The 21307-nt window shown below is 68.0% G+C and carries 15 protein-coding genes; 8 read left to right on the top strand and 7 right to left on the bottom strand.

Translation table 11 applies throughout. The features are described from left to right. Window positions 1-35 precede the first annotated feature (35 nt). Genes JYK02_RS23665 through JYK02_RS23685 form a run of 5 tightly spaced genes read left to right on the top strand, consistent with a single transcriptional unit; the run spans window position 36 to window position 8747 of the window. Complete coding sequence (locus JYK02_RS23665) at window positions 36-2483, top strand: TerB N-terminal domain-containing protein (RefSeq protein ID WP_277991436.1); 2448 nt, start codon at window positions 36-38, stop codon at window positions 2481-2483. After that, on the top strand, window positions 2480-3850 hold the full coding sequence (locus JYK02_RS23670) for an ATP-binding protein (protein ID WP_207054220.1): 1371 nt from the start codon (window positions 2480-2482) through the stop codon (window positions 3848-3850). Before JYK02_RS23665 ends, JYK02_RS23670 begins: the two co-directional genes overlap by 4 nt. A 43-nt stretch (window positions 3851-3893) precedes the next feature. After that, window positions 3894-6104: a DEAD/DEAH box helicase gene (locus JYK02_RS23675; RefSeq protein ID WP_207054222.1), complete on the top strand. Its 2211-nt coding sequence runs from the start codon at window positions 3894-3896 to the stop codon at window positions 6102-6104. Between the two features lie 8 nt (window positions 6105-6112). Then, a complete protein-coding gene (locus tag JYK02_RS23680; RefSeq protein ID WP_207054224.1) occupies window positions 6113-7900 on the top strand; it encodes a DEAD/DEAH box helicase in 1788 nt (595 codons plus the stop codon). Window positions 7901-7952: 52 nt separating this feature from the next. Beyond that, window positions 7953-8747 carry a radical SAM protein gene (locus JYK02_RS23685; protein ID WP_207054226.1) on the top strand — a complete coding sequence of 265 codons (795 nt, stop codon included), beginning with the start codon at window positions 7953-7955 and terminating at the stop codon, window positions 8745-8747. On the opposite strand, the gene JYK02_RS23690 is transcribed toward JYK02_RS23685, so the two are convergent. The 7 genes from JYK02_RS23690 to JYK02_RS23720 form a co-directional block, all read right to left on the bottom strand. Next, window positions 8748-10808 (bottom strand): ATP-binding protein, encoded by a 2061-nt coding sequence (locus tag JYK02_RS23690; protein ID WP_347402561.1) that lies wholly within the window; start codon window positions 10806-10808, stop codon window positions 8748-8750. A gap of 109 nt (window positions 10809-10917) precedes the next feature. Beyond that, window positions 10918-11928: an aldo/keto reductase gene (locus JYK02_RS23695; RefSeq protein WP_207054230.1), complete on the bottom strand. Its 1011-nt coding sequence runs from the start codon at window positions 11926-11928 to the stop codon at window positions 10918-10920. A gap of 87 nt (window positions 11929-12015) precedes the next feature. Then, the gene (locus JYK02_RS23700) at window positions 12016-13314 is read right to left on the bottom strand and encodes a coenzyme synthetase (RefSeq protein WP_207054232.1); all 1299 of its coding nucleotides are present in this window, start codon (window positions 13312-13314) and stop codon (window positions 12016-12018) included. Then, complete coding sequence (locus JYK02_RS23705) at window positions 13311-13877, bottom strand: hypothetical protein (RefSeq protein ID WP_242588863.1); 567 nt, start codon at window positions 13875-13877, stop codon at window positions 13311-13313. Before JYK02_RS23705 ends, JYK02_RS23700 begins: the two co-directional genes overlap by 4 nt. Further along, the gene (locus JYK02_RS23710; RefSeq protein WP_207054233.1) at window positions 13874-15580 is read right to left on the bottom strand and encodes a M48 family metalloprotease; all 1707 of its coding nucleotides are present in this window, start codon (window positions 15578-15580) and stop codon (window positions 13874-13876) included. Before JYK02_RS23710 ends, JYK02_RS23705 begins: the two co-directional genes overlap by 4 nt. Continuing rightward, window positions 15577-16404, bottom strand: a complete 828-nt coding sequence (locus JYK02_RS23715) for a hypothetical protein (protein ID WP_207054234.1) — start codon at window positions 16402-16404, stop codon at window positions 15577-15579. The genes JYK02_RS23710 and JYK02_RS23715 overlap by 4 nt, the downstream gene beginning before the upstream one ends. Further along, complete coding sequence (locus tag JYK02_RS23720) at window positions 16401-17945, bottom strand: MoxR family ATPase (RefSeq protein ID WP_207054235.1); 1545 nt, start codon at window positions 17943-17945, stop codon at window positions 16401-16403. The genes JYK02_RS23715 and JYK02_RS23720 overlap by 4 nt, the downstream gene beginning before the upstream one ends. A 119-nt stretch (window positions 17946-18064) precedes the next feature. On the opposite strand from JYK02_RS23720, the gene JYK02_RS23725 reads away from it, so the two are divergent. The 3 genes from JYK02_RS23725 to JYK02_RS23735 all read left to right on the top strand — a co-directional run bounded on the left by JYK02_RS23725 (window position 18065) and on the right by JYK02_RS23735 (window position 21305). Next, the gene (locus JYK02_RS23725; protein ID WP_207054236.1) at window positions 18065-19357 is read left to right on the top strand and encodes an AAA family ATPase; all 1293 of its coding nucleotides are present in this window, start codon (window positions 18065-18067) and stop codon (window positions 19355-19357) included. Between the two features lie 166 nt (window positions 19358-19523). Beyond that, the gene (locus JYK02_RS23730) at window positions 19524-20015 is read left to right on the top strand and encodes a hypothetical protein (RefSeq protein WP_207054237.1); all 492 of its coding nucleotides are present in this window, start codon (window positions 19524-19526) and stop codon (window positions 20013-20015) included. 9 nt (window positions 20016-20024) lie between these two features. Next, entirely contained in the window at window positions 20025-21305 is a 1281-nt protein-coding gene (locus JYK02_RS23735) for a hypothetical protein (protein WP_207054239.1), read from the top strand. Window positions 21306-21307 lie beyond the last annotated feature (2 nt).

Consider the following 21307-nt stretch of genomic DNA (forward strand, 5'->3'; position numbering starts at 1 on the left):
TCATGGCTGCGTGGATGCGGGAGTTGCCCATCGTGATGGCTGCTTCCCAGTCAGGTGATTCAAACGGCGTCCTGTGTACGCTTGTCTTCCTGGGGCTGCTGGGGCTTGTCTTCTGGGGGCTCGAGTCTGCGCGCAAGCGCCACAAATCGCGCCTCAAGGAAGAGCGCGCAAAGGAGCAAGGACGGGCAGGCCTTGCTGCTCAATCCGCGCCCCTCCCTCAGGTGAACGTCGCACCTCCCAAGAGGGAAGAGGCTCCCCCGCCGCGGATCTCGCAGGCTTTGCCTCGGACCGAACCCCCACGGCCCGAGACGCGCTCCGATGCCCCCGCTCGCGCGCCAGGTCGAATCGAGTCGTCTCCCAAGCCCGTGACGATCCGAGGCGCCACCTGGATTCCGCCTGGCCAGGCGGTGGAGGTGGCAGGCCGGAGGATTCCAGGGGGCATGGTGTATGTCGGAGACAAGCTCGCGGCGGTGAATGTTCCGAGTCCGGAACCCGCCCTCATCAATCCGAGCCTCCACGTCGCTTCCAGGCCGGACCGCAGCGGTGAGGGCATGAACTATTGGCCCTCCTATTCCACCATTTCCCCTGCGTGTCGCGCCGGCTACCTGGAGTGGCTTGAGGAGGGGCGGCGCAGGCCCAACGCCTATATCGGTTACGTCTTCCTCTTCTTCTATGGCCTGGAGCGACGGGTTCTCGTCGACCTGGCAAAGGGGGCTGTGAGCTCCGAGGAAGTGCGTGCCATCGAACAAGAGGTTCAGGGCCTATTGCGTGTCTATGGGACCAACGCCTCGTTTCGTCGGTACGCCACCCAGTTGCAGGATGTCCTTCGCGTCCGGCGAACAGGGGAGGAAGGACTGTTGAAGGAAGTGCCTCAGTTCGCGCTTCGGAGCGAGGGCGAGGCGTCATTCGATGTGCGCATCGCAGTGGGGACTGCTGCGTCCAGACAACTCCCGCTGCCGGCCGACTGGGCCCTGGCTTGGGCGATCGAAGCCAGTGACACACGTCTTCGTACGCCCGCGACCCGCTGCCCGGAGGAGTTCAAGACCCTGTTTCGCGCGCGATACGCTCGCGACCACGGGCCGGGAATCGTGCCCCGTGCGCGAAAGACGCAGGTGAAGGCTCAATATCAGCCCGCGAGTGCCTCCTTCGGTGGCGAGGTTCCGCTCGCCTCGACGACCACCTTTGAAGCCTCTGAATCCTCCCTCAAGCCTCTGCATGCGCTCATCGAGGATTGTTGTATCGAGCTTGAGCCCTTCAGCCGCTGGATTGGAAAGAACCCAGAGGGGCGCAACACCCTGGCGGCGCTGGCGCTGCTTCCTCCGGAACTGGCTGTGGGGCAGGGTGGAAGGGAAGTCCAGGCGCTTCGGTCTACCCTCGAAGAGGCGCTCTCGGGGCGCGGCGTTGCCGCGATCGAGGCTCGCTCGCTCCTGGCGCACTGGCCCACGGCGGTCCCCGACAAGGTGTCCAAGGCCGAAGCGGTGGGACTGGCGCAGACTCTGGAGAAGTTGGGCTTTGGCCTGGAGCCGGATCCCCGCTTCAGTGGTCCCGTCTTGGCGAGGGAGGAATCGGCTGTTGTCTTTGCCCTTCCTCCGGAGTCTCCCAATGCCCCATCTCCGACCTACCTCGCGACATTGGCGACCTTGCATCTGGCGGCCACCGTGGCGACGGCGGATGGCACGGTGAGTCCTGAAGAGAGGACGCGGCTGGACGCAATGCTCGAAAACTCACAGGACCTGTCCATGGCGGAAAAGGTTCGTCTCAAGGCGCACCTGGATTGGTTGCTCAAGCGTCCCGCCTCGACTGCGAGCCTCAAGAAGAGGGTGGACTCGCTGACGCCCACGGCGCGGGCGGCATTGGGCCGTTTGCTCGTGGAGGTCGCGGTGGCGGATGGAAGCGTGGCGCTTCCAGAGCTCAAGACGCTGTCCAAGCTCTATCCCCTGTTGGGGCTTGATGAAGCGCGTGTTCACGCGGACATCCACACGGTGGTCTCCGCGCGGACCGCTCCTGCCGCGGAACCTGTCGCCATGCAGCTGGCAGGTGTTCCCGCGAAGGGGTTCACCCTGCCTGCTCCGCCGGCCGAGCCTCCACCAGAGCCGTCACAGTCGAGGAAGAGCGCCGGTGTTGCCCTCGACATGCGGAGCGTGCAGGCGAAGTTGGTCGAAACCGCGGCGGTTTCCAGCCTGCTGGGAAGCATCTTCGCGGAGGAGGAGCCGGCTCCTGCGACGCCTTCGGCTCCCGCGGTGGGAGAGGCTTCCGTCGCGGGACTGGATGCCGCCCACTCCGCGTTGCTTCGGGCCCTGGTCGCCAAGGCCGAGTGGCCTCGTTCCGAAGTCGAGAAGCTTGCCAGTGGGCTGGGGCTGCTCACCGACGGGGCGCTGGACGTCATCAATGATGCAGCCTTCGGGGTCTGTGGCGAGCCCGTCCTCGAAGGAGACGAAGTTCTTCAGCTCAACGCACAAGCGGCTCAGGAGATGGTGGCATGACGGACGCGACGCAGGGACGCATCAGGCCGAAAGACCGGGACGCCATCATCCAATCGTTGAGAGCGGGCGTCGTTCCGCGAGTCGGTCAGCAGCACATCCAGGTCGGTCGGGTGGAAGAGGTGAAGGCACTGGTCCGCGACGTGGAACGAATCGCGGAAGGGGGCAGTGGCATTCGCTTCGTCATCGGAGAGTACGGCTCCGGAAAGACCTTCTTCCTCAACCTCATCCGCTCCATCGCCTTGGAGAAGCGACTGGTCACGGTGCACGCGGACCTCAATCCGGACCGGAGGATCCACGCCACGGATGGCAAGGCGCGCAACCTGTACGCGGAGCTCATGCGCAACCTCGCGACCCGCGCCAAACCCGAAGGGGGCGCGCTTCCCAGCGTCGTGGAGCGTTTTGTTTCCAGCGCCCTCACGGATGCCCGCACCCGTGGCATCCAGCCAGAGGCCGTCATTCGCGAGAAGCTCGCGGCCCTGTCGGAGCTGGTGGGCGGCTATGACTTCGCGGAGGTCATCGCGGCGTACTGGCGAGGTCACGACACTGGCAACGAGGCTCTCAAGGCCGACGCGGTGCGATGGCTCCGAGGCGAATTCTCCACGCGCACGGATGCGAAGCGGGCGCTGGGAGTCCGTTCCATCATCGACGACTCGGATGTCTACGACCAGCTGAAGCTCCTGGCGCGCTTCGTTCGCCTCGCGGGGTACGACGGGTTGCTCGTCTGTCTGGACGAACTCGTCAACCTCTACAAACTGGCGAATACGAAGGCTCGGGCCTCCAACTACGAGCAGATCCTTCGCATTCTCAATGATTGCCTGCAGGGGAGCGCGGAGGGACTCGGGTTCCTGCTGGGCGGGACGCCGGAGTTCCTCACGGACACACGCAAGGGGCTCTATAGCTACGAGGCGCTGCAGTCCCGGCTGGCTCAGAACGCTTTCGCGGTAGGCGGACTCGTTGATTACTCCTCGCCGGTGCTTCGCCTGGCGAACCTGACGCCCGAAGACCTGTACGTCCTGCTCACCAAGCTGAGGCATGTCTTCTCCGCGGGCGAGGGCGGCGCCCGGCTCCTGCCGGATGAGGGACTCCAGGGCTTCATGAGCCATTGCTCGGAGCGGATTGGTGAGGCCTACTTCCGGACCCCACGCAGCACGGTGACGGCGTTCATCAATCTGTTGTCCGTGCTTGAGCAGAATCCCACCGCGGATTGGAAGGAGTTGCTGGGCGGTATCTCCCTGGCCGTCGAGACCAACCCCGACCTGGCCCCACTGACGGAGTCAGACTCGGAGACGCAGCCTGTCGCCGCGACCAGGGCCCCCAGTCGTCAGAAGGAAACCGCGGACGATGAGCTTGCCTCCTTCAAGCTCTGACGGAGGGGGAGCCTCGTCCTCCTTCTCCCTGCTGCATCCACGGGTGCAGCGCTGGATCTGGGCACAGGGCTGGAAGGAGCTGAGAGACATCCAGGAAGCCGCCATCTCACCCGTCCGGGAGGGAATGCGCGACGTCATCCTTTCGGCCTCGACTGCCAGTGGGAAGACGGAAGCCGCATTTCTTCCCATCTGCAGCCGGCTGGCGGAAGGCGCTGACGGCAGTGTGAGGGCCATCTACGTAGGTCCGCTCAAGGCACTGATCAACGATCAGTTCCAACGCCTGGAAGGGCTCTGTGAAGGCCTGGGGATTCCCGTGCATCGGTGGCACGGAGATGTGTCCCAGGGGCACAAGAGCCGTCTGCTCAAGTCGCCGGGCGGCATCCTCCTCATCACTCCCGAGTCCCTGGAGGCCCTGTTCGTGCGCCAGGGGCCTGCGCTCAAGGGACTTCTGTCAGGGCTGGAGCACGTGGTTATCGACGAGCTCCACGCATTCATTGGAACCGAGCGAGGGTGTCAGCTTCAGTCCCTGCTCCATCGCCTGGAGTTGTTGCTCCGCCGGAAGGTGGCCCGCGTCGGGCTCAGCGCCACGTTGGGAAACATGGCCCTGGCCGCAGACTTCCTTCGGCCTGGAGCAGGACGTGACGTGCTCCTGCTTGCATCCCCTGCTGGTGGAGGCGAGCTGCGGCTCCAGCTGCGGGGATACCGGACCCAGGAGCCTGATGCCCAACGCCTGAGCGCCGCGGCCGAGGCGGAAGGCGCCCTGTTGGCCGAGGACGAGCGGACCGAGGATGTCCACGCCATCGCGGCGCATCTCTTCCAGGCACTTCGAGGGACACACAATCTCGTCTTCGCCAACAGCCGGCAGAATGTCGAATGCTACGCGGATCTCCTGCGGCAGATGTGTGAGCAATCCCAATTGCCCAATGAGTTCTTCCCCCATCACGGAAACCTCTCCAAGGAGCTTCGCGAGGAGGCAGAGGCGGCCCTCAAGGCCCGGCAACGTCCGGTCAGCCTGGTGTGCACCACGACTCTGGAAATGGGCATTGATGTGGGCTCGGTGCAGAGCGTCGCCCAGGTTGGGGTGGCCCCTTCCGTGGCGAGCCTTCGCCAGCGATTGGGTCGCAGTGGCCGCAAGGGTGGTCCCGCGACGCTTCGCATCTACCATCAGGAGCCGGAGCTGACGGACAAGAGTCCGCTGCCGGATCAGCTGCGGGTACGTCTGGTTCAGTCCGTGGCCATGGTGGAGTTGCTGCTGGCGGGATGGTGTGAGCCCCCGTCAGCAACAGCCTTCCACTTCTCCACCTTGGTTCAGCAGGTGCTGTCCCTCATTGCCCAGCATGGGGGTGTCAAAGCCGCCGAGGTGTACTCGGCGCTCTGCCAGCAAGGCCCTTTTGCCCGGGTGTCGCCTGAGGACTTCGTTCGCTTCTTGAGGGGATTGGGCCGGGCGGAACTGCTGGACCAATCCAACGACGGGACCTTGTTGCTGGGGCGCGTTGGTGAACGAATCGTCAATCACTACAGCTTCTACGCTGCGTTCGCATCGCCCGAGGAGTTCCGGCTGGTGACAGTGGGGCGCACGCTGGGAAGCATGCCGATTGATCAACCTCTTTTTGTCGGCATGTTCCTCATCTTCGGGGGGACGCGCTGGAAGGTGCTCTCGGTCCACTCCGAGGAGAAGGTGGTCGAACTCGAGCCTGCTCCGATGGGACGCGTCCCTCGGTTCGACTCCGGGGCAGTGGGCAGCGTCCATGACCAGATTCGTGAGCGGATGCGTCTGCTCTATGTCTCCGAACAGGTTCCGCGCTACCTGGATGCGCGTGCCCAGGACCTGCTGAAGGAGGGACGGGATACCTTCCATCGATGGCGACTGGCCGAGCGCGGCGTCGTCTCATCCGGGGGCAGTGTGTATCTCTTCCCGTGGATGGGAGATGCCGTGCTCCACACGCTGGAGCTCCAGTTCCATGCACTCGGTATGCCTGCGGAAGTCCAGGGACCGGTGATTCTGGTGCCGGGAACCCAGGCGGGAGTCGAGGAGGCCTTGCGTGGCTTCGTCGCGGCTGGTCCCGCGAGAGCGGAAGCGCTCACCGCCGAAGTTGAGAACCTGGCCATCGAAAAGCATGACGCCTTTGTCGAAGCATCCCTGCTCGCGCGCGATTACGCGGCACGGCATCTCGATGTGCAGGGGGCATGGCAGGCCGCGCAGCGTTTGACGCAAAGCGGGGGCGGAAATACCGCCTCCCTCCTCCCCGAGTAGGCCCTCACATGGCGACATTGATTCCCTCCCTGAACCAGTGCCTTGTCCGGATGCAGGCCGGGGAGAAGCGGTTCGCTCGCCGGTTGGAGGAGAAGCTCGAGGACGACTACCTGCTCTGGTACGACGTCCCCATCGGGGGCACGGGGCACCATCCGGACTTCATCATCCTGCATCCTCGGCGGGGACTGCTCGTCCTTGAGGTGAAGGACTGGAAGCGCGACACCCTCCAGAACATCGACAAGTCGCGCGTCGTCCTGATGACACAGACGGGCCTCAAGGAGGTGGTGAACCCCTTCGAGCAGTCCCGTGTCTACGCCCATGAAATCGCGACGCTGCTCCAACGCGACCCGATGCTCGTGACTCCTGACGGTCCATATCGGGGCCGACTGGTCCTGCCCTGGAGCCATGGGGTCGTGCTCTCGAACATCACCCGGAGGCAGTTCGACGAGGGCGAACTGGGGAAGGTGTTGCCACCGCATCGAGTCATCTGCCGGGATGAGATGGGGGAAGACGTCGACCCCGAGAAGTTCCAGAAGCGGCTCTGGGACATGTTCCCGTGGTCTCCCTCACAGCCCATCTCACTGCCTCAGTTGGACCGGATCCGCTGGCATGTCTTCCCGGAGCTGCGGATTGGCAGCGGCCCGCTTGCCCGTTCCGCACCGGTCCAGACGGAGCTGGAGCTTTCGGTTCCGGACCTCATCCGCATCATGGACCTTCAGCAGGAGCAGTTGGCTCGCAGCCTGGGAGAGGGCCATCGCGTCATCCATGGGGTCGCGGGCTCCGGCAAGACGATGATCCTGGGGTATCGCTGCCTGCAGCTGGCCAGGACGCTCCATCGCCCCATCCTTGTCCTCTGCTACGGGAAGCCTCTCTATGGCTGGCTGGAGCAGATGCTGAGAGCCCAGGGGCTTTCAGCGCAGGTGGTCATCCAGACCTTTCATGCCTGGTGCCACGCCCAGCTCCGCCACTTCCATGCGGGATTTCCACCCGAGGGGCTGCCACCCGGTGAGTTCTACGAGCAACTCGTTCAGCGGGTCATCGCCGCCGTGGACCGCGGGCTCATTCCCCGGGCCCAGTATGGGGCGGTGCTCATCGATGAAGGGCACGACTTCCAACCCGAGTGGTTCAAGCTCATCTCGCAGATGGTGGATCCGGGGACGAACTCGCTCCTGCTGCTCTATGACGACGCCCAGTCCATCTACCCGCACAAGCGCTTCAGCTTCAGGAGCGTGGGCATCCAGGCCCAGGGCCGTACCACCATCCTGCGATTGAACTACCGCAACACCGCCGACATCCTCCAATTCGCCGCCGACTTCGCGCGAGAAGTGCTGACGCCCAACGACGCGGACGAAGATGGCGTTCCGCTCGTTCAACCCCAATCCGCGGGGCGCCGTGGGCCCGTGCCGAAAGTCGTCGAGCTGCCCAGCCTGCATGAAGAGCTGCGCTACATCGCGGGCCGCTTCCAGCAACTCCATGCGGAAGGCCATGCGTGGAATGAGATGGCCCTGCTCTACCGCAGTATGGACATCGGTCAGCGTGCGGTTCAGCACCTGCGCCAGAAGGGCATTCCCCTGCAATGGGTGGGCAAGGGTCATGGCCAGTCCGCCTTCAAGTCCTCCGAAGCCAGCGTGAAGGTCCTGACGTTCCATTCCAGCAAAGGACTGGAGTTCCCCGTCGTCGCCATCCCTCGGCTCAAGCGCCCAGCTCCCGAAAGGCCTGATGCCAAGGAGGAAGCCCGCTTGCTCTACGTGGCCATGACGCGTGCCATGGATCAGCTCGTCCTCACGGCGAGCTGAGGGCCGGGCACTTCGGCCCTACTTCCTGGTTCAGAAGGTAGACTCCCGCACCGTGCGCTACGAGCTTCACGACAGCCGCGTCCTCACCTGGTCCCTGGAGACGCACGTCACCACGCACTGCAACCTGCGCTGTGCGCAGTGCTGCCCGCTGTCGCCGCACCTGCCCGCGTGGGCCGTGTCTCCCCAGGCATTGGCCGAGGACCTGCGCCGGCTGTCGCGCGTGCTCAAGCCCAACGTCTTCAAGCTCACCGGCGGTGAGCCCTTCCTCCACCCGGACCTGCCCGCCGTGCTGGACGTGGTGCGCGCCTCCGGCATCACCGAGCAGGTCTCCGTCACCACCAACGGCTTCCTCGCCCAGAGCGCTCCCGATGCCGTGTACGAACGGCTCGACCGGATGACGCTGTCGTTCTACGCGTCCGCGCCGCTGCCCGAACGCTCCATCGCTCGCATCACCGAGCGCTGCGACCAGCACGGCGTGCACCTCACGGTGAAGGCCATCGACCGCTTCCAGCGCATCACCCCGGACGCGCCGCTGGAGTCCGACGCGCAGGTGCGGGACGTCTTCGCTCGGTGCTGGCTCAAGCAGCGTTGCCACCTGGTCCACCGGGGCCGCTTCTACACCTGCACCCGCCCGCCCCACGTCGCCACCGTCCTCGCCGCCGAGCACCCGCACCTGCCCGCGCTCGCGGAAGAAGACGGCGTGCCGCTCGATGACCCGGACCTGCTCACGCGCCTCCTGGGCTACCTGGAGCGCGATACGCCCCTGGCCACCTGCCGCCACTGCCTGGGCTCCAGCGGTCCCTGGGAGCCCCACGCGCAGCTGCCCCGGGCTCGCGCCGCTTCCTGATCAGGACTCCGCGCGCAGCGGCAGCTCCACGGTGAAGACGGAGCCCTGGCCCAGGCGGCTCTCCACCCGCACCGTGCCGCCCATGGCCTCCACCAGCGTGCGGGTGATGTAGAGGCCCAGCCCCAGGCCGCCGTAGTGCCGCTCGCTCACCGCGCGCTCGAAGCGGCCGAAGAGGCGCGGCAGGGACTCCTCCGCGATGCCGATGCCCTGGTCCCGCACCGTCAGCACCGCCTTGCCCTCGCGCGTCTCCAGGCGGACGTGGATGGGCCTTCCCTGGCCGTACTTGATGGCGTTGTCCACCAGGTTCACCACCACCTGCTCCAGGCGCTGCCGGTCCCACACGCCCATCGCCACCGCGTCCGCGCACTCCAGCTGGAGCGCGGAGCCGGAGCGCGCGGCGGGGCCCTCGTAGGCGGCCACCACGTCCCGCACCAGCTCCGCCAGGTCCATGGGCGTGGGCTCCAGGGACATCCGCCCGGCCGCGATGCGCGACACGTCCAGCAGGTCGTTCACCAGCTCCGCCAGCTTCTTCAACTGCCGCGAGCCCACGTCCACGTAGCTCTCCACCAGCTCGCGCCGCACCGGGCCGGGGGTGCGGTCCAGCTCGCGCCGCAGCGCCTGGAGCTTGAGGTTGAGGGGCGTGAGCGGCGTCTTCAGCTCGTGGCTCGCGATGGACAGGAACTCGTCGCGCAGGCGCACCGCTTCACGCGCCTCGTGGTACAGCCGCGCGTTCTCCATGGACAGCGCGGCGCGGTTGGCCAGCTCCTGGAGGTAGGGGACGTCCGCGGCCGTGTAGCCCCGGCCGGACCTCCAGGTGGTGCCGAAGCTGAGGATGCCCAGCGGGCGCTCCCGGGCCACCATGGGCACCAGCGCGACGGAGCGCAGGTGCATCTTGCGGAACACCTCCAGCCGCCCGGGATCGCTCGTCACCTGCCGCAGCCCCTCCTCGGTGACCTCCTCGATGAAGAAGGGCTGGCCCCGCAGCAGCAGCGGCATGGCGCCGCCCAACGCCGGGGTGAGGGCCTCGTACGGAGCCGGAGCCCACAGCGCCTCGCGGAGCTCCTCGGGCTCGCCGGGCGCGTGCGCGACCTCCAGCCGCTGGAAGCCGCCGCCCTCCATCGCCATGTCGACGATGCACCAGTCCGCCAGGGTGGGCACCGCCAGACGCACCACGTTGCTCAGCGTGGCCTTGGTGTCCAGCGACGTGGCCAGGAAGGAGCTGGCCCCCGCCAGCAGGCGCAGGTGCTCCTCGTTGTGCGACAGCTCGCGCGCCAGCCGCTCCGCTCGCGCGCGGGCGCGCACCAGGTCCGTCACGTCGAAGCCGAAGCCGGCGACGCCGTCCACCTGTCCCCGGACGTCGCGCGTGGGCGTGTACGTGACGTCGAAGACGTAGTCGCGCACGGAGCCGTCCGGCTGCGGCAACTGGAGGGGCACCTCCCGGCCCACGAAGGGCTCGCCCGTCGCGTAGACGCGGTCGAGCATTTGACCCACGCGCTCGGCCTCCTCCTTCGGGCCCACCTCGCGTGCGGACAGGCCGAGCAGCCGCTTCGGGTTGCCCAGCATCGCGGTGTTGAGGGGGTTGGACAGCTCGAAGATGTGCTGGGGGCCGCGGAAGATGGCCAGGTGCGCGGGCGCGAGCATGAACAGCTCGCGCAGCCGCGCCCGTTCGTACTCGGCGGCGGCGCGGGCCGCGCGCTCGCGCTCCAGCAGGTCCGCGCGCTCCGCGTTGGCCCGGCGCAGGCGCACGTTGAGGGCCGTCACGAACAGGGACAGCGCCAGGAAGAGGCCCATCGCCACCAGGTTGGTGGGCGCCAGGTGCCAGTCCGCGAGCGGCTTCAGGAAGAAATAGTGGACCGTGAAGAGCGACAGTCCGGTGGCCAGCAGCCCCGGTCCCCAGCCTCCGCGCCAGCTGGCGAACATCACCGCCGCGAAGAAGGCGAGGAACGGGCTGCTGGCCATGAAGGGCCACAGCGTCCGCTGGACGAGGAAGCTCACCACGACGCCCGCCACCGCCAGCCCGTAGCGCAGCAGGGCGGAGCCCTCATCCGTCCGGGCTCCCACGGGAGGTTCCGGAGTCGCGGGAGGTGGCAGGGGCGCCGGGGATTCTTCGCGAGGAGAGGGGACGGGGACGGTCATGCGCTCGGGGGGCTGCCTGGCCTGGGGCCGGTGCTCAGCGTGCCTCCTTGGGAGTGTTGCTCTGGAGGAAGCCCTGCATGGCGGTGGGGTAGCGCTCGCCAGCCGCCACGCCCGGCGGAGCGATGGCCTCGATGTCCGCCAGGTCCTTCTCCGTCAGCCTCACGGCCAGGGCGCCCAGGTTGTCGTCCAGGTACTTGCGGCGCTTGGTGCCGGGGATGGGGACCAGGTCCTGTCCGCGCGACAGCACCCAGGCGAGCGCGAGCTGCGCGGGCGTGCACCCCTTCTGCTTCGCGAGCCGGTCGATGTGCTCCACCAGCTTGAGGTTGCGCTGGAAGTTCTCCCCCTGGAAGCGCGGCGAGTGGCGGCGGTAGTCGTCCTCCGGCAGGTCCTCCAGGCGCTTGAACTGGCCGGTGAGGAAGCCGCGGCCCAGCGGGCTGTAGGGGACGAAGCCCACGCCCAGCTCGCGGCACGTCTGGAGGACGCCGTCCTCTGGATCGCGGCTCCACAGCGAGTACTCCGACTGGAGCGCGGTGATGGGGTGCACGGCGCACGCGCGGCGCAGCGTCTCCGAGTTCACCTCCGACAGGCCCAGGAACCGCACCTTGCCCGCCTTCACCAGCTCCGCCATCGCGCCCACGGTGTCCTCGATGGGCGTCTTCGGATCCACGCGGTGCAGGTAGTAGAGGTCGATGACGTCCATGCCCAGGCGCTGGAGGCTCGCGTCGCACGCCTGCTTCACGTACTCCGGCCGGCCGTTGACGCCACGGGCCTGGGGATTCGCGGGGTCGCGCACGAGGCCGAACTTCGTGGCCAGGACGATGCGCTGGCGGTGGGGCCCCAGCACGCGGCCCACCAGTTCCTCGTTGCGGCCGGGGCCGTAGGCGTCCGCCGTGTCGAAGAAGGTGATGCCCTGGTCCAGCGCGTGGAGCAGCGTGGCCTCGGACTCCGCGTCGTCACGGCCCGCGTAGAAGTCCGACATGCCCATGCAGCCCAGGCCCAGCGCCGAAACCGTGAGGCCCTGCCTGCCCAGCTTCCGAGTCTCCATGTGTCCTCCGTACAGTTGCGACGCCCCTGGGAGAATCTTCATGCGGAGCGCGGGAATCCAGGGCAAACGGCAGGGCGAAGGCCCGGCTCACCCAGAAGGCGCCAGCTCGCAACGGAAGGGGAGCGGCTTGGCGACCGTCGGCAGGCCCTCCGCGCCGCGCACTTCCAGCACCGGAGCCGCCCAGCCCAGGTTGCGCAGCGCCCCCTGGAGCCGCTCGCGCAGCGGGGTCACGCTGTCCGGGGGCGCGTCCGAAAGCTCCAGCGTGAAGCGCTCGCGCGTCACCTGGGTGAGCCGGAACGCGCGCAGCGGGTGGTGCTTGAACACCCACGCCAGGGACCACGCGTCCACCGCGCGGCCGTCGGGCGTGTGGAACGCGCAGGCCCCGCGGCCTCCGAAGCCCGTCAGCGTCCAGCCCTGGAAGCCGCAGGCGCACGCGTCGCGCCGCACGGTGCCGGTGTCCCCGGGCCGGTAGCGCAACAGCGGCAGCACGCTGGGGCGCAGCCGCGTCACCACCACCGCGTCCCCGTCCGGCTCCAGCCAGACGTCCGGCGTGAGCACGTGGAAGCGGCCCCGGTTCGCGGCCTCCAGGCACTCCCACGCGAGCGGGCCCGTCTCCGTGGCGGCGTAGTAGTTGATCACCGGCACGCCGCGCTCGTGCGCCCACGCGTCGCGCAGCGCGTGCGGCAGGTGCTGCGCGGAGGTGAGCACCAGCCCGGGCGAGGGCACCTCCGGGTGGGCCAGCAGCCAGCGCAGCCCCTCCGGGTCGGAGAAGACGACGGAGGCCTTCACCCGCGCAAGGCGCGCCACCGCGTCGTCGCGCAGCACGGAGACGCGGTGCAGGGCGCCGTCGTGGAACAGCGGCAGGCGCACGGAGTACTCCAGGCCGCCCGGCAGCGCGTCCAGCAGCACCACGCGCGGACGCGGCGGGGGCACGGTGCCGGTGCGCTCGGTGAAGAAGCGCAGCACGGCCCACATGAGCAGGCAGTCGCGCCGGTCGCGCAGCACGTTCACCGGGTCGCCGGTGGTGCCGGAGCTCTTCACCACCACGCACTCGTCGGACGCGGCGGGCAGCGTGGGCACGTCCTCCCAGTGGCGCGCGAGCGTCGCGCGGTCCAGCGCGGGGAAGTGCCGCAGGTCCGTGAGCCGCCGCAGGTCGCCCGGGTGCAGGCCCGACTCGCGCAGCACGCGCACGTAGTGGGGCGAGCCGAGCAGCGCGTCACGCAAGGCCGGCAGACGCGCCTCCAGCTCCACGCGGGCGGCGGCTTCGTCCCCCAGGGCCGCGTGCCGCGCCAGGCCCGCCGCCACGTCCAGCGCCCACGGCAGGTGCGGGCGCTGCGTGTGGCTGTCGCGACGGATGCGTGCCTTGGGCGCGACCCCGAGCGTCACTCGCGCCAGCCCCGGGCCTCGGCTTCCTTGCGCGCGGCCTCCTGGAGCAGCTCCTTGCGCCGGTCCGCCTCCTTCTTGCGCGCATCCTCCACCTTGCGCAGGTCCGTCACGGCCTGCCGGTAGTCCAGGTCCTTGAGGCGGCGCTTGGACTCGGCCTCCGTCTCGCCTTCGATGTCCGCGCCGATGGCCGCCACCCACTTGCGCAGGAACTCCTCCTGCCGGAAGACGTTGGAGCGGATCATCTCCGCGGTGAGCGGGTGCACCTCCTCGAAGAACTGCTGCAGGCGCGCCTGCGGGGTGCGGTCCGGGGTGAGGTAGAGCACCGTCTTCTTGCGCAGGTCGGACGTCAACAACACGTGCGCGAGCATGCCCACCTGCTCCTGGAACAGCGGGTTCTTCAGGCGCTGCTCCAGTTTCGCCCACTCGGCCTGGGACGGGGGCCGCTGGCTGGCCATGCGGAAGGTGTCGCAGACGATGGCGACCGCCAGGTCCTGCGGATACGGCGACAGCAGGGGCATGGCCGCCAGTTGCTCACGGAGGTGGGGAATCGAGACCGCCATCATTTCTCCAACAGGGCATCGGCCAGTGCCGCGGCGGCACGGCCAAAGTCAGACATCCATTGCACGGTCGCCAGCCGGAAGCGCGGGCTGCCCAGCACGGGCGCCAGCACCTGCCGCGCGGGGGCGTCATCCGGCAGCGCGAGGAAGGCCACCACCCGGCGCGACCGGTTCATCCCACGCACGAAGCGCGGCAGCGCGTCCTCCTGCCGCATGTTGTGGAGGAAGTCGCTGTCGGAGATGACGACGCGCAGCGCGTCCGGCCGCTCCTGGGACAACGCCTCCATCACCTCCACCGGGAACCACGTCCCCCCGCCGATGTAGTGCAGGAAGAAGTCGCGCGCGGTCTCCTCGTCGTACATCCACGGGGACACGACGGGGTTGTCCGCCGAGTAGATGATGCCGCGCACCGTGGCGCCCTTGCGCAGCGCGGAGGCGGACAGCACCTGCGCGGCCAGCGTCATCGCGTTGAGGTCCTGCTGCGGGTCGGGCATGGAGCCGCTGGTGTCCAGGTAGATCTCCAGCGCGGGCACGCCCAGGTCCGACGGCGGCGGCAGGTCCGCCTCCAGCTCGCGGCGCAGCGGGTTCACCGCGGCCAGGTGCCCCTGTGCAATCACCGTGAGCGTCCAGTCGATGGTGGACGGGTCGTCGCCGTACTCCCACGCCTCCGGAATCGTGCGCAGGTAGGGCTCCGGCTTCGACGGGGACGCGGGCAGCTTGAGGATGTACGGGTCCACGAGCCGCCGGTAGTACCGCCCCACCAGCGCGCGCCGCAGCCTGCCGCCGTCGTTGCCGGGCAGGTGCGCCGTCGCGCGGCGGATGGTGTCCAGCGGCTCCGACTCCTTCGTGTCGTGCGAGTCGTCCAGCCAGCCGTTGGCGCGGGCCTCCTTCAGCGCGTCCTCCCACCGGCCGCCGGACTGCACCGCCGCGTCCAGGTCGCCTTCGTCCGGGATGTCGATGTCGCCGCCCAGGGGGATGAAGAAGCGGACCTCCGAGGGCAGGTCGATGAAGCGGATGAAGCTGGCGCAGAAGTAGAGGAATTGCAGCCGCCCGTCGGCCAGCGTGTAGAACGTCTGCACGAACATGCGCGCCTGCGCGCGGAAGCCCGGGTAGGCCTCCTCCAGCCGCGTCAGCATGTCCCGGGGCACCAGGTGTCCGGGCTCCTTGCGCCACAGCTCCTCGTAGATGGCCAGGTAGAAGCAGAACAGCGGGGACGGTCCGCCCGTGCTCGCGTCCTGCTTCTTCGGGGGCTTGTGCTTGCGTCCCTCGGGCGTGCGCAGGAAGCCCTGGTACACCGCGCACAGCGCATCCGCCTGGGTGCGCCCCACGAACTCGTTCACCTGCAGGTCGAAGAACAGGTTGGTGAGGGACTGGCCCAGGCCGGGGATGAGCCGCTGCTCCAGCACGCGCAATTCCGCGGCCCAGCCCAGCGTGTGCGGGAAGCGCACGTGGTGGCCAATCTCATGGGCCAGCACGGCGGTGAGGCTTCCGCGCGCGCCCATGCGGGTCAGCAGCTCGAAGTGGACGAACACCTGCCGGCGCGCCAGGTCGATGTACGCGAGCGGTTCGTCCACCATGGACTCGCCGCGCTGCTCGAAGGACTGGTGTGGTTCGGGCGGGCTCAGGTGCACGTGCACGTCCCACAGCGCCAGCGCGTCGCGCCAGCACCGCTCCACCTCCTCCGGGGTGAAGGCCGCGCCCGCGCTCATGCCGGAAGGATGACCGCCAGCCACTGGGACGTGTGCATCGTGGCCACCGCGCGCCATTTGTTGTGCTGGGTGCTGTACCAGTCCCCCGCGCGCGGGTCGCGCTGCGCCAGCGAGGTGAGCGCCTTGGAGGGCTTTTCCCTGGAGGGCGCCAGCCGCTCGTTGCAGCCCATGGGCCCCAGCAGCATGGGCTTCTTCGCCAGCCACACGCCCTGGGTGGCCGCGTCGCGTCCGCCGGCGGCGGTGGCGCGGTGCCGGTCGTGAACGCAGACGACGGCGGGCGCCAGGAAGTGCATCTCCCCGGGCATGAAGCGCGCGTCCTCCTGGGACAGGTCCACCCAGTGCGCGGTGGACGTGTCGCCCAGCGGCTGGGTGGGCGGCTCCATGGCCTCGTTGGCGATGGTGTGCAGGTGGCTCTCCAGGTCCTTCAGCGAGGACAGGCTGTCGCCCAGGCGGCAGACCAGCCGCTGCACCCAGGGGGGCGCGGACTCCAGGTTCTCGCCCAGGTTCCACATGCGCGCGAGCGCCGCCGCCTGCTCCTCCCGGGGCAGGTCCGGCAGCAGGCGCGGCAGCAGGTCCGCCCACGCGAGCGTGAAGAAGTTCCCCCTGCCGGCGGACACCGGATACAGGTAGCCCAGGCCGATGCCCTCGGCGCCCAGCCGCAGGTAGTCGCGCAGGATCGCCTCTCCCGCCGCGGCGTCACCGCTCGTGAGCGCCCGGCCCATGCGGACCCCCGGGCCCTTGAGGAACTCGTCCCACAGCGCGCGGTCCCAGCGCACGAACCGGCCGCGGGCCTCCTTCTCCAGCTCGTCGACGAACTCGCTCATGGCTGCTTCCCCTGACCGCCCGGGTTCTCCTTGAGCCACGTCGCGTAGTTGCGGTAGCGGCTGTAGAGGGACTTCAAGTGGATGAGGTCCTCGTACACCGGACCGGACAGCTCCTGGCGGGTCATCAGTTCATTCATCAGCACGGTGACGGCGGACAGGCGCTTCTCCGTGGTGCGCAGGTCCACGCCGGACAGGCCCAGGTCCAGCTCCGCGCGCAGGGCGGCGACCTTCTGGCGCACGGGCGCGTGCGTGCCGTAGCGGGCCATGGCCATGTCGAACATGTTGCGGATCCACGCCACGCGGTCCTGGAGCAGCAGCTTGTTGCCCTTGGCCTCGAAGAAGGGGCTGCGCGCGTTGGGGGTGAGCTTCTCGTGCAGCACCCAGGGGATGATCTGCCGGAAGTCCTCCAGCTCCGTCACGCGGTGGCCGCGGAAGAACGCCAGCGCCTTCGCGAAGTGCAGGATGGTCTGGTACGCGCGAACGCTGGTGCCGTTCTCCGTCTGCGTGCAGAGGTGCACCTTCTTGTCCAGCGGGCACTGCTCGTTGCACACGGCGGACACGGTCTGTCCGGCGAGCTTGAGCGTGTCCTTGTGCTTGAACTCGAAGCGCGGGGACGCCATGCGGCAGAAGTCGAGCTGGCCCAGGAAGAAGGCCACGCGCTCCAGCACGCCCTTGGGCACCTCCACGGCGAGGATGGCGTTGTAGGCCTTCTCCAGCTCGCCGGGAGTGAAGACGATGTCCTTGGGGAGCAGCTCCTCCGGGGACTTGTCGGACTCGATGCGCTGGAGCAGCGTGTCCACGAAGCCGGAGTTGAAGGGCACGGCGCGCACGACGACGTCCAGGCGGTCCTTGAGCGCCTCGATGACCTGGAACGTGCCGCCGCCCTGGTCGTCGTTGGCGGTGAGGAACCAGGACGAGCGGCCGGTGTAGACGTACTGGTCCATCATCTCCGCGTAGCCCTCGCCCAGCAGCGACAGCAGGGCGGACTGGGTCTTCGTGGGGATGCGGTTGTACTCGTCGATGATTTTCACGCGCTGGCCAATCCACTTGCGCCAGCTGACCTTCACGGCGGACAGGTCCTCCGCCTTGAGCATGTCCGACGGCAGGGGCGCGCCGAGCAGGTCCGCGATGGACAGCTGCGGGTGGCCGCGCTGGATGCCCCGGTGCACGTCCTCGCGGCCCATGCCGGACAGCAGCGCCATGAGGATGGCGGACGTCGTCTTGCCCCGGCCCGGGCCGCCCACGAGCAGGGCGCGGCGGCAGGTGAAGAGGGTGAGCAGCGGGATGAGGACGAAGGAGCTGTAGCTCATGTCCTCCGGGAGGTGGACCTCGTCACCGGCGGTGTTCTTGAGCGCGGCGGTGCCGCCGAACTCGATGTCGTAGTAGGGGCAGATGACGGCGTTGTTGGTGATCCACCAATACGCCTGCCGCATCTTGTCGTGGAGGCTGCCGCCGTCGCGCTCGGAGAGGTGGACGCTGAGGCCCTTGTCCGCCGACGCACGCCCGGTGAGCAGGCGCGAGACCCAATCCTGGTTGGCCATGGAGGCGCCGGAGTGTAGCAGCGGGAGGGTGGAAGCGGGTGTGAGCTGGCTGGAGGGCTGCCCTCCATCCATGCTCCTGAAAGTGGGCGGTAGGGACGGGATGCGCTAAGTGTCGTCGCATGCTCCGAGAGCTTCACCTTCAGGGGGTCGGCCCCGCGCCTCGCCTGGACGTCGAGTTCGCACACCGGCTGAACGTCCTGACGGGCGACAACGGGTTGGGCAAGAGCTTCCTGCTCGACGTGGCGTGGTGGAGCCTGACCGGGACCTGGCCTGGTCTGCCTGCGTGGCCCCAGCGCGGTGCCCGGCGGCGGCGGATTGACTGGACCCTGACGGGCAAGGCACGGCGGGCGTCGAACAAGACGAGCGTCTTCGACCCGGAGCGGCAGCTGTGGCCCTGGCCGGAAGGGCGCCCGAGCATGCCGGGCCTGACCGTCTATGCGCGCGTCGACGGAAGCTTTTCCGTCTGGGACCCTGCGCGGAACTACTGGCACAAGACGTCCCGCGCGGATCCGGATGCGCCTCGCAGGCCGGACGCCTTCCACTTCTCGCCCCAGGATCTCTGGGATGGCCTCAAGTACGAGGGGACGACGGTCTGTAACGGTCTCGTCCGGGACTGGTTGACCTGGCAGTTGCAGGACGATGGTTCCGCGCAGTCACCGTTCCAGATGTTGAAGCGGGCGCTGGAACAGCTGTCGCCTCGCGACGAGCCCATACGTCCCGGGCGACCCATGCGGTTGGCCATCGAGGACGTCCAGAACTATCCGACCATCGATATGCCGTACGGCACCATCCCGGTGGTGCACGCTTCGGCGGGGATGCGGCGCATTCTCGGGTTGGCCTATCTCATCGTCTGGGCGTGGCACGAGCACAGCCAGGCCTCGGAATTCCTTGGGAAGCCCCGAGACCCCAGGTTCATCCTGCTGGTGGACGAGGTGGAAACCCATCTTCATCCGCATTGGCAGCGCCGCATCGTGGGGTCGCTCATCCAGGTCATTGATCGCCTTGCGAGCGAGACCTCCGTCCAGACGCTGCTGACGACCCATTCGCCACTGGTCCTGGCCTCGCTGGAGCCCTTCTTCGACGATGAGCAGGACGCGCTCTTCCTCTTCCAGTTCGAAAAGGGGCAGGTGAGCCTGCGGCATCTCCCCTGGGCGAAGCAGGGTGATGTGAACGACTGGCTGACGTCCCCGGTGATGGGGTTGGCCCAGGCGCGGGCCCTGGAGGCCGAACGCGCGGTGGAGGCCGCCGAGGCCTACATGCGAGGGGAGCGCGAGGGCGTGGGAACGTTGAAGGAGATCGACGCCGAGCTGCGACGGCTGCTCCCAGAGCAAGACCCCTTCTGGCCCCGATGGGTCGTCGCTCGTGATGGGGGAGGCGACCGTGATCCGGTGCGTTCCAGGAAGAGAGCCTGAGGACTTCGACGCACGGGTGAGAGGACCTGGGCGGCGATGGCTGAACCGCAACCCAGGTGCGCGAAAACGCCCACCCTCGTATTGGCGTCAGTGCAGTGAGCAGCTTGAGGCGGCCTTCTCAGGACGCTGCGCTTACACGGCCATGTGGCTGGGGGGGCCCGGCACCGTGGACCACTTCATCTCCATCAACGAGGATCGGACTCTTGCCTACGAGTGGACCAATCTTCGCTACGCGGTGGGATGGCTCAATAGCCGCAAGCAGGATCTGCCATCCACGCGGTTACTGGATCCGTTTGAAATCGAAGACGGATGGTTCGCCCTGCAACTGCCGTCGCTTCAATTGCAGGTGACGGCCCGCTGTCCGCATGCTCTCCGGGACCGGGCTGCTGAGACGCTCCATCTGTTGGGATTGGACCACCATGAGAATGTGCTCCGATACCGGAGGGCATGGCTGGAGCAGTACGAAAAGCGGCAGGTGTCGCTGGACTACCTGGAGGACAAGGCTCCGCTCGTAGCCCGAGCAGTGCGTGATTGGGAGTCGCGAGAAGGCCGACAGTGGTCCGCGGGAAGCAGCCAGATGCGGCTTGCCCATGTGGAGGCGCCGCCTGCTCCGAGAGAGCGGAGGTCCCGATCCGGAGCCCGAAAGAAGAAGGAGTAGGCTTGGGGCATGTTCCAGCGTGCCTGCCTGTACCTTCTGTCCCTGAGCCTGCTCCTCATGGGTTGCCAGCACATGGCCGCGAATCCCGAGGCCCTCCAGGAGCGCGCCGACGCCCGGGTCGAGCAGGCCGTGGCCCATGTCTGGACCGGGGAACTGGCATTGGCCCGCACGGAGCTCGCTGGGGTGCTGGAGGAGGCTCCCCGGCACCCAGGGGCACTGAAGGTCCAGACCTGCGTGCTGCTGGAACTGGGCGCCCTGGACGAAGCCGCTGGGACGGTTGATCGGCTTCGCGAGGTGTCTCCCGAGCAGCCAGAGGTCGCGGTGCTCTCGGCGCTCGTCGAGCAGCGCCGCCAGACGCCGGCACAGGACTGGCGGGAGGCCCTGATCCAGGCGTGGAATCAAACGGGACGCCCGGACTTCAGGGACGCTGAGGGGTTTCCGCGGCCCCCTGTCGACCTGGAGTCCTTCACCGACGCGGTGTGGAAGCGGACGCAATCCGTGGAGGCCCGCTTCACCGCGGTGTTGGGGGACGGCGCCTCGGATGCGCGGCAACAGTGGCTCGCGGACCATCTTTCCGAGATCCAGGCTCCCGCGTTGTTGCTCGCCGCCTATGAGTATTTCCAGCCTCGTCCCGAAGACGCGTTGAACGACGTGCGCCTCAAGGCGCGCCAGTCGCTGCGGCGACGGCTCGAACCGCTTGTCGCGGGCGCCAGCGACTCCGAGGGACCGCTGCTCCTGCTGCTGGGGGAGTCCGCGAAGGACGCGCCTCTCATGAAGGAGGAGCTCCAGGCGCTGGAGCGGATCGCGGCCCTCCCGCGTTTTCGGAGCCTATCGCTGGCCCAGGCGAGTGCCGCCGCCAAACAACGCCTGGAGTCCACGGGCATCACTCCGCAGCCCGCCCGCCTCTTCCAGGCAGCCACGGCCTGGCTGGTCCTGGATGCGACGTTGATCCTGAAGAAGCGGGTGGAGGCGACGAAGGATCACCTCTCCTCCGGGGAGCGGATCCGACTGGGTCAGTCCGTGTACACGCTGGGAGCGCGCATCGCCGAGGGACCGATGCTGGTGGACCACATGGTGGGGCTCAGCCAGATGCGGCAGGGCGCCGCGTTGATGGACGATGCGGCGAAGCTCGCCCAGGTGACCCAGGACCTGGAACATGCCCGCGCCGTGTATCAGGCCACCTCCTCACTCCAGGTCGACACCTGGCCCTTGCCGTCACTCCATCGCGACTGGCTCCAGGCCGCTCTGGACGATGAATGGAAGAGCCTGAGCGCCCTCGTCACGCCCTGAGC

This window comes from Corallococcus macrosporus (assembly GCF_017302985.1).
Lineage (GTDB): Bacteria > Myxococcota > Myxococcia > Myxococcales > Myxococcaceae > Corallococcus > Corallococcus macrosporus_A.

Coding starts and splice junctions, on each gene's coding strand:
- JYK02_RS23670 (WP_207054220.1), top strand. CDS start 2,480: ATGACGGACGCGACGCAGGGACGCATCAGGCCGAAAGACCGGGACGCC.
- JYK02_RS23680 (WP_207054224.1), top strand. CDS start 6,113: ATGGCGACATTGATTCCCTCCCTGAACCAGTGCCTTGTCCGGATGCAG.
- JYK02_RS23715 (WP_207054234.1), bottom strand. CDS start 16,404: ATGAGCGAGTTCGTCGACGAGCTGGAGAAGGAGGCCCGCGGCCGGTTC.
- JYK02_RS23735 (WP_207054239.1), top strand. CDS start 20,025: ATGTTCCAGCGTGCCTGCCTGTACCTTCTGTCCCTGAGCCTGCTCCTC.
- JYK02_RS23705 (WP_242588863.1), bottom strand. CDS start 13,877: ATGATGGCGGTCTCGATTCCCCACCTCCGTGAGCAACTGGCGGCCATG.
- JYK02_RS23725 (WP_207054236.1), top strand. CDS start 18,065: ATGCTCCGAGAGCTTCACCTTCAGGGGGTCGGCCCCGCGCCTCGCCTG.
- JYK02_RS23665 (WP_277991436.1), top strand. CDS start 36: ATGGCTGCTTCCCAGTCAGGTGATTCAAACGGCGTCCTGTGTACGCTT.
- JYK02_RS23695 (WP_207054230.1), bottom strand. CDS start 11,928: ATGGAGACTCGGAAGCTGGGCAGGCAGGGCCTCACGGTTTCGGCGCTG.
- JYK02_RS23720 (WP_207054235.1), bottom strand. CDS start 17,945: ATGGCCAACCAGGATTGGGTCTCGCGCCTGCTCACCGGGCGTGCGTCG.
- JYK02_RS23710 (WP_207054233.1), bottom strand. CDS start 15,580: ATGAGCGCGGGCGCGGCCTTCACCCCGGAGGAGGTGGAGCGGTGCTGG.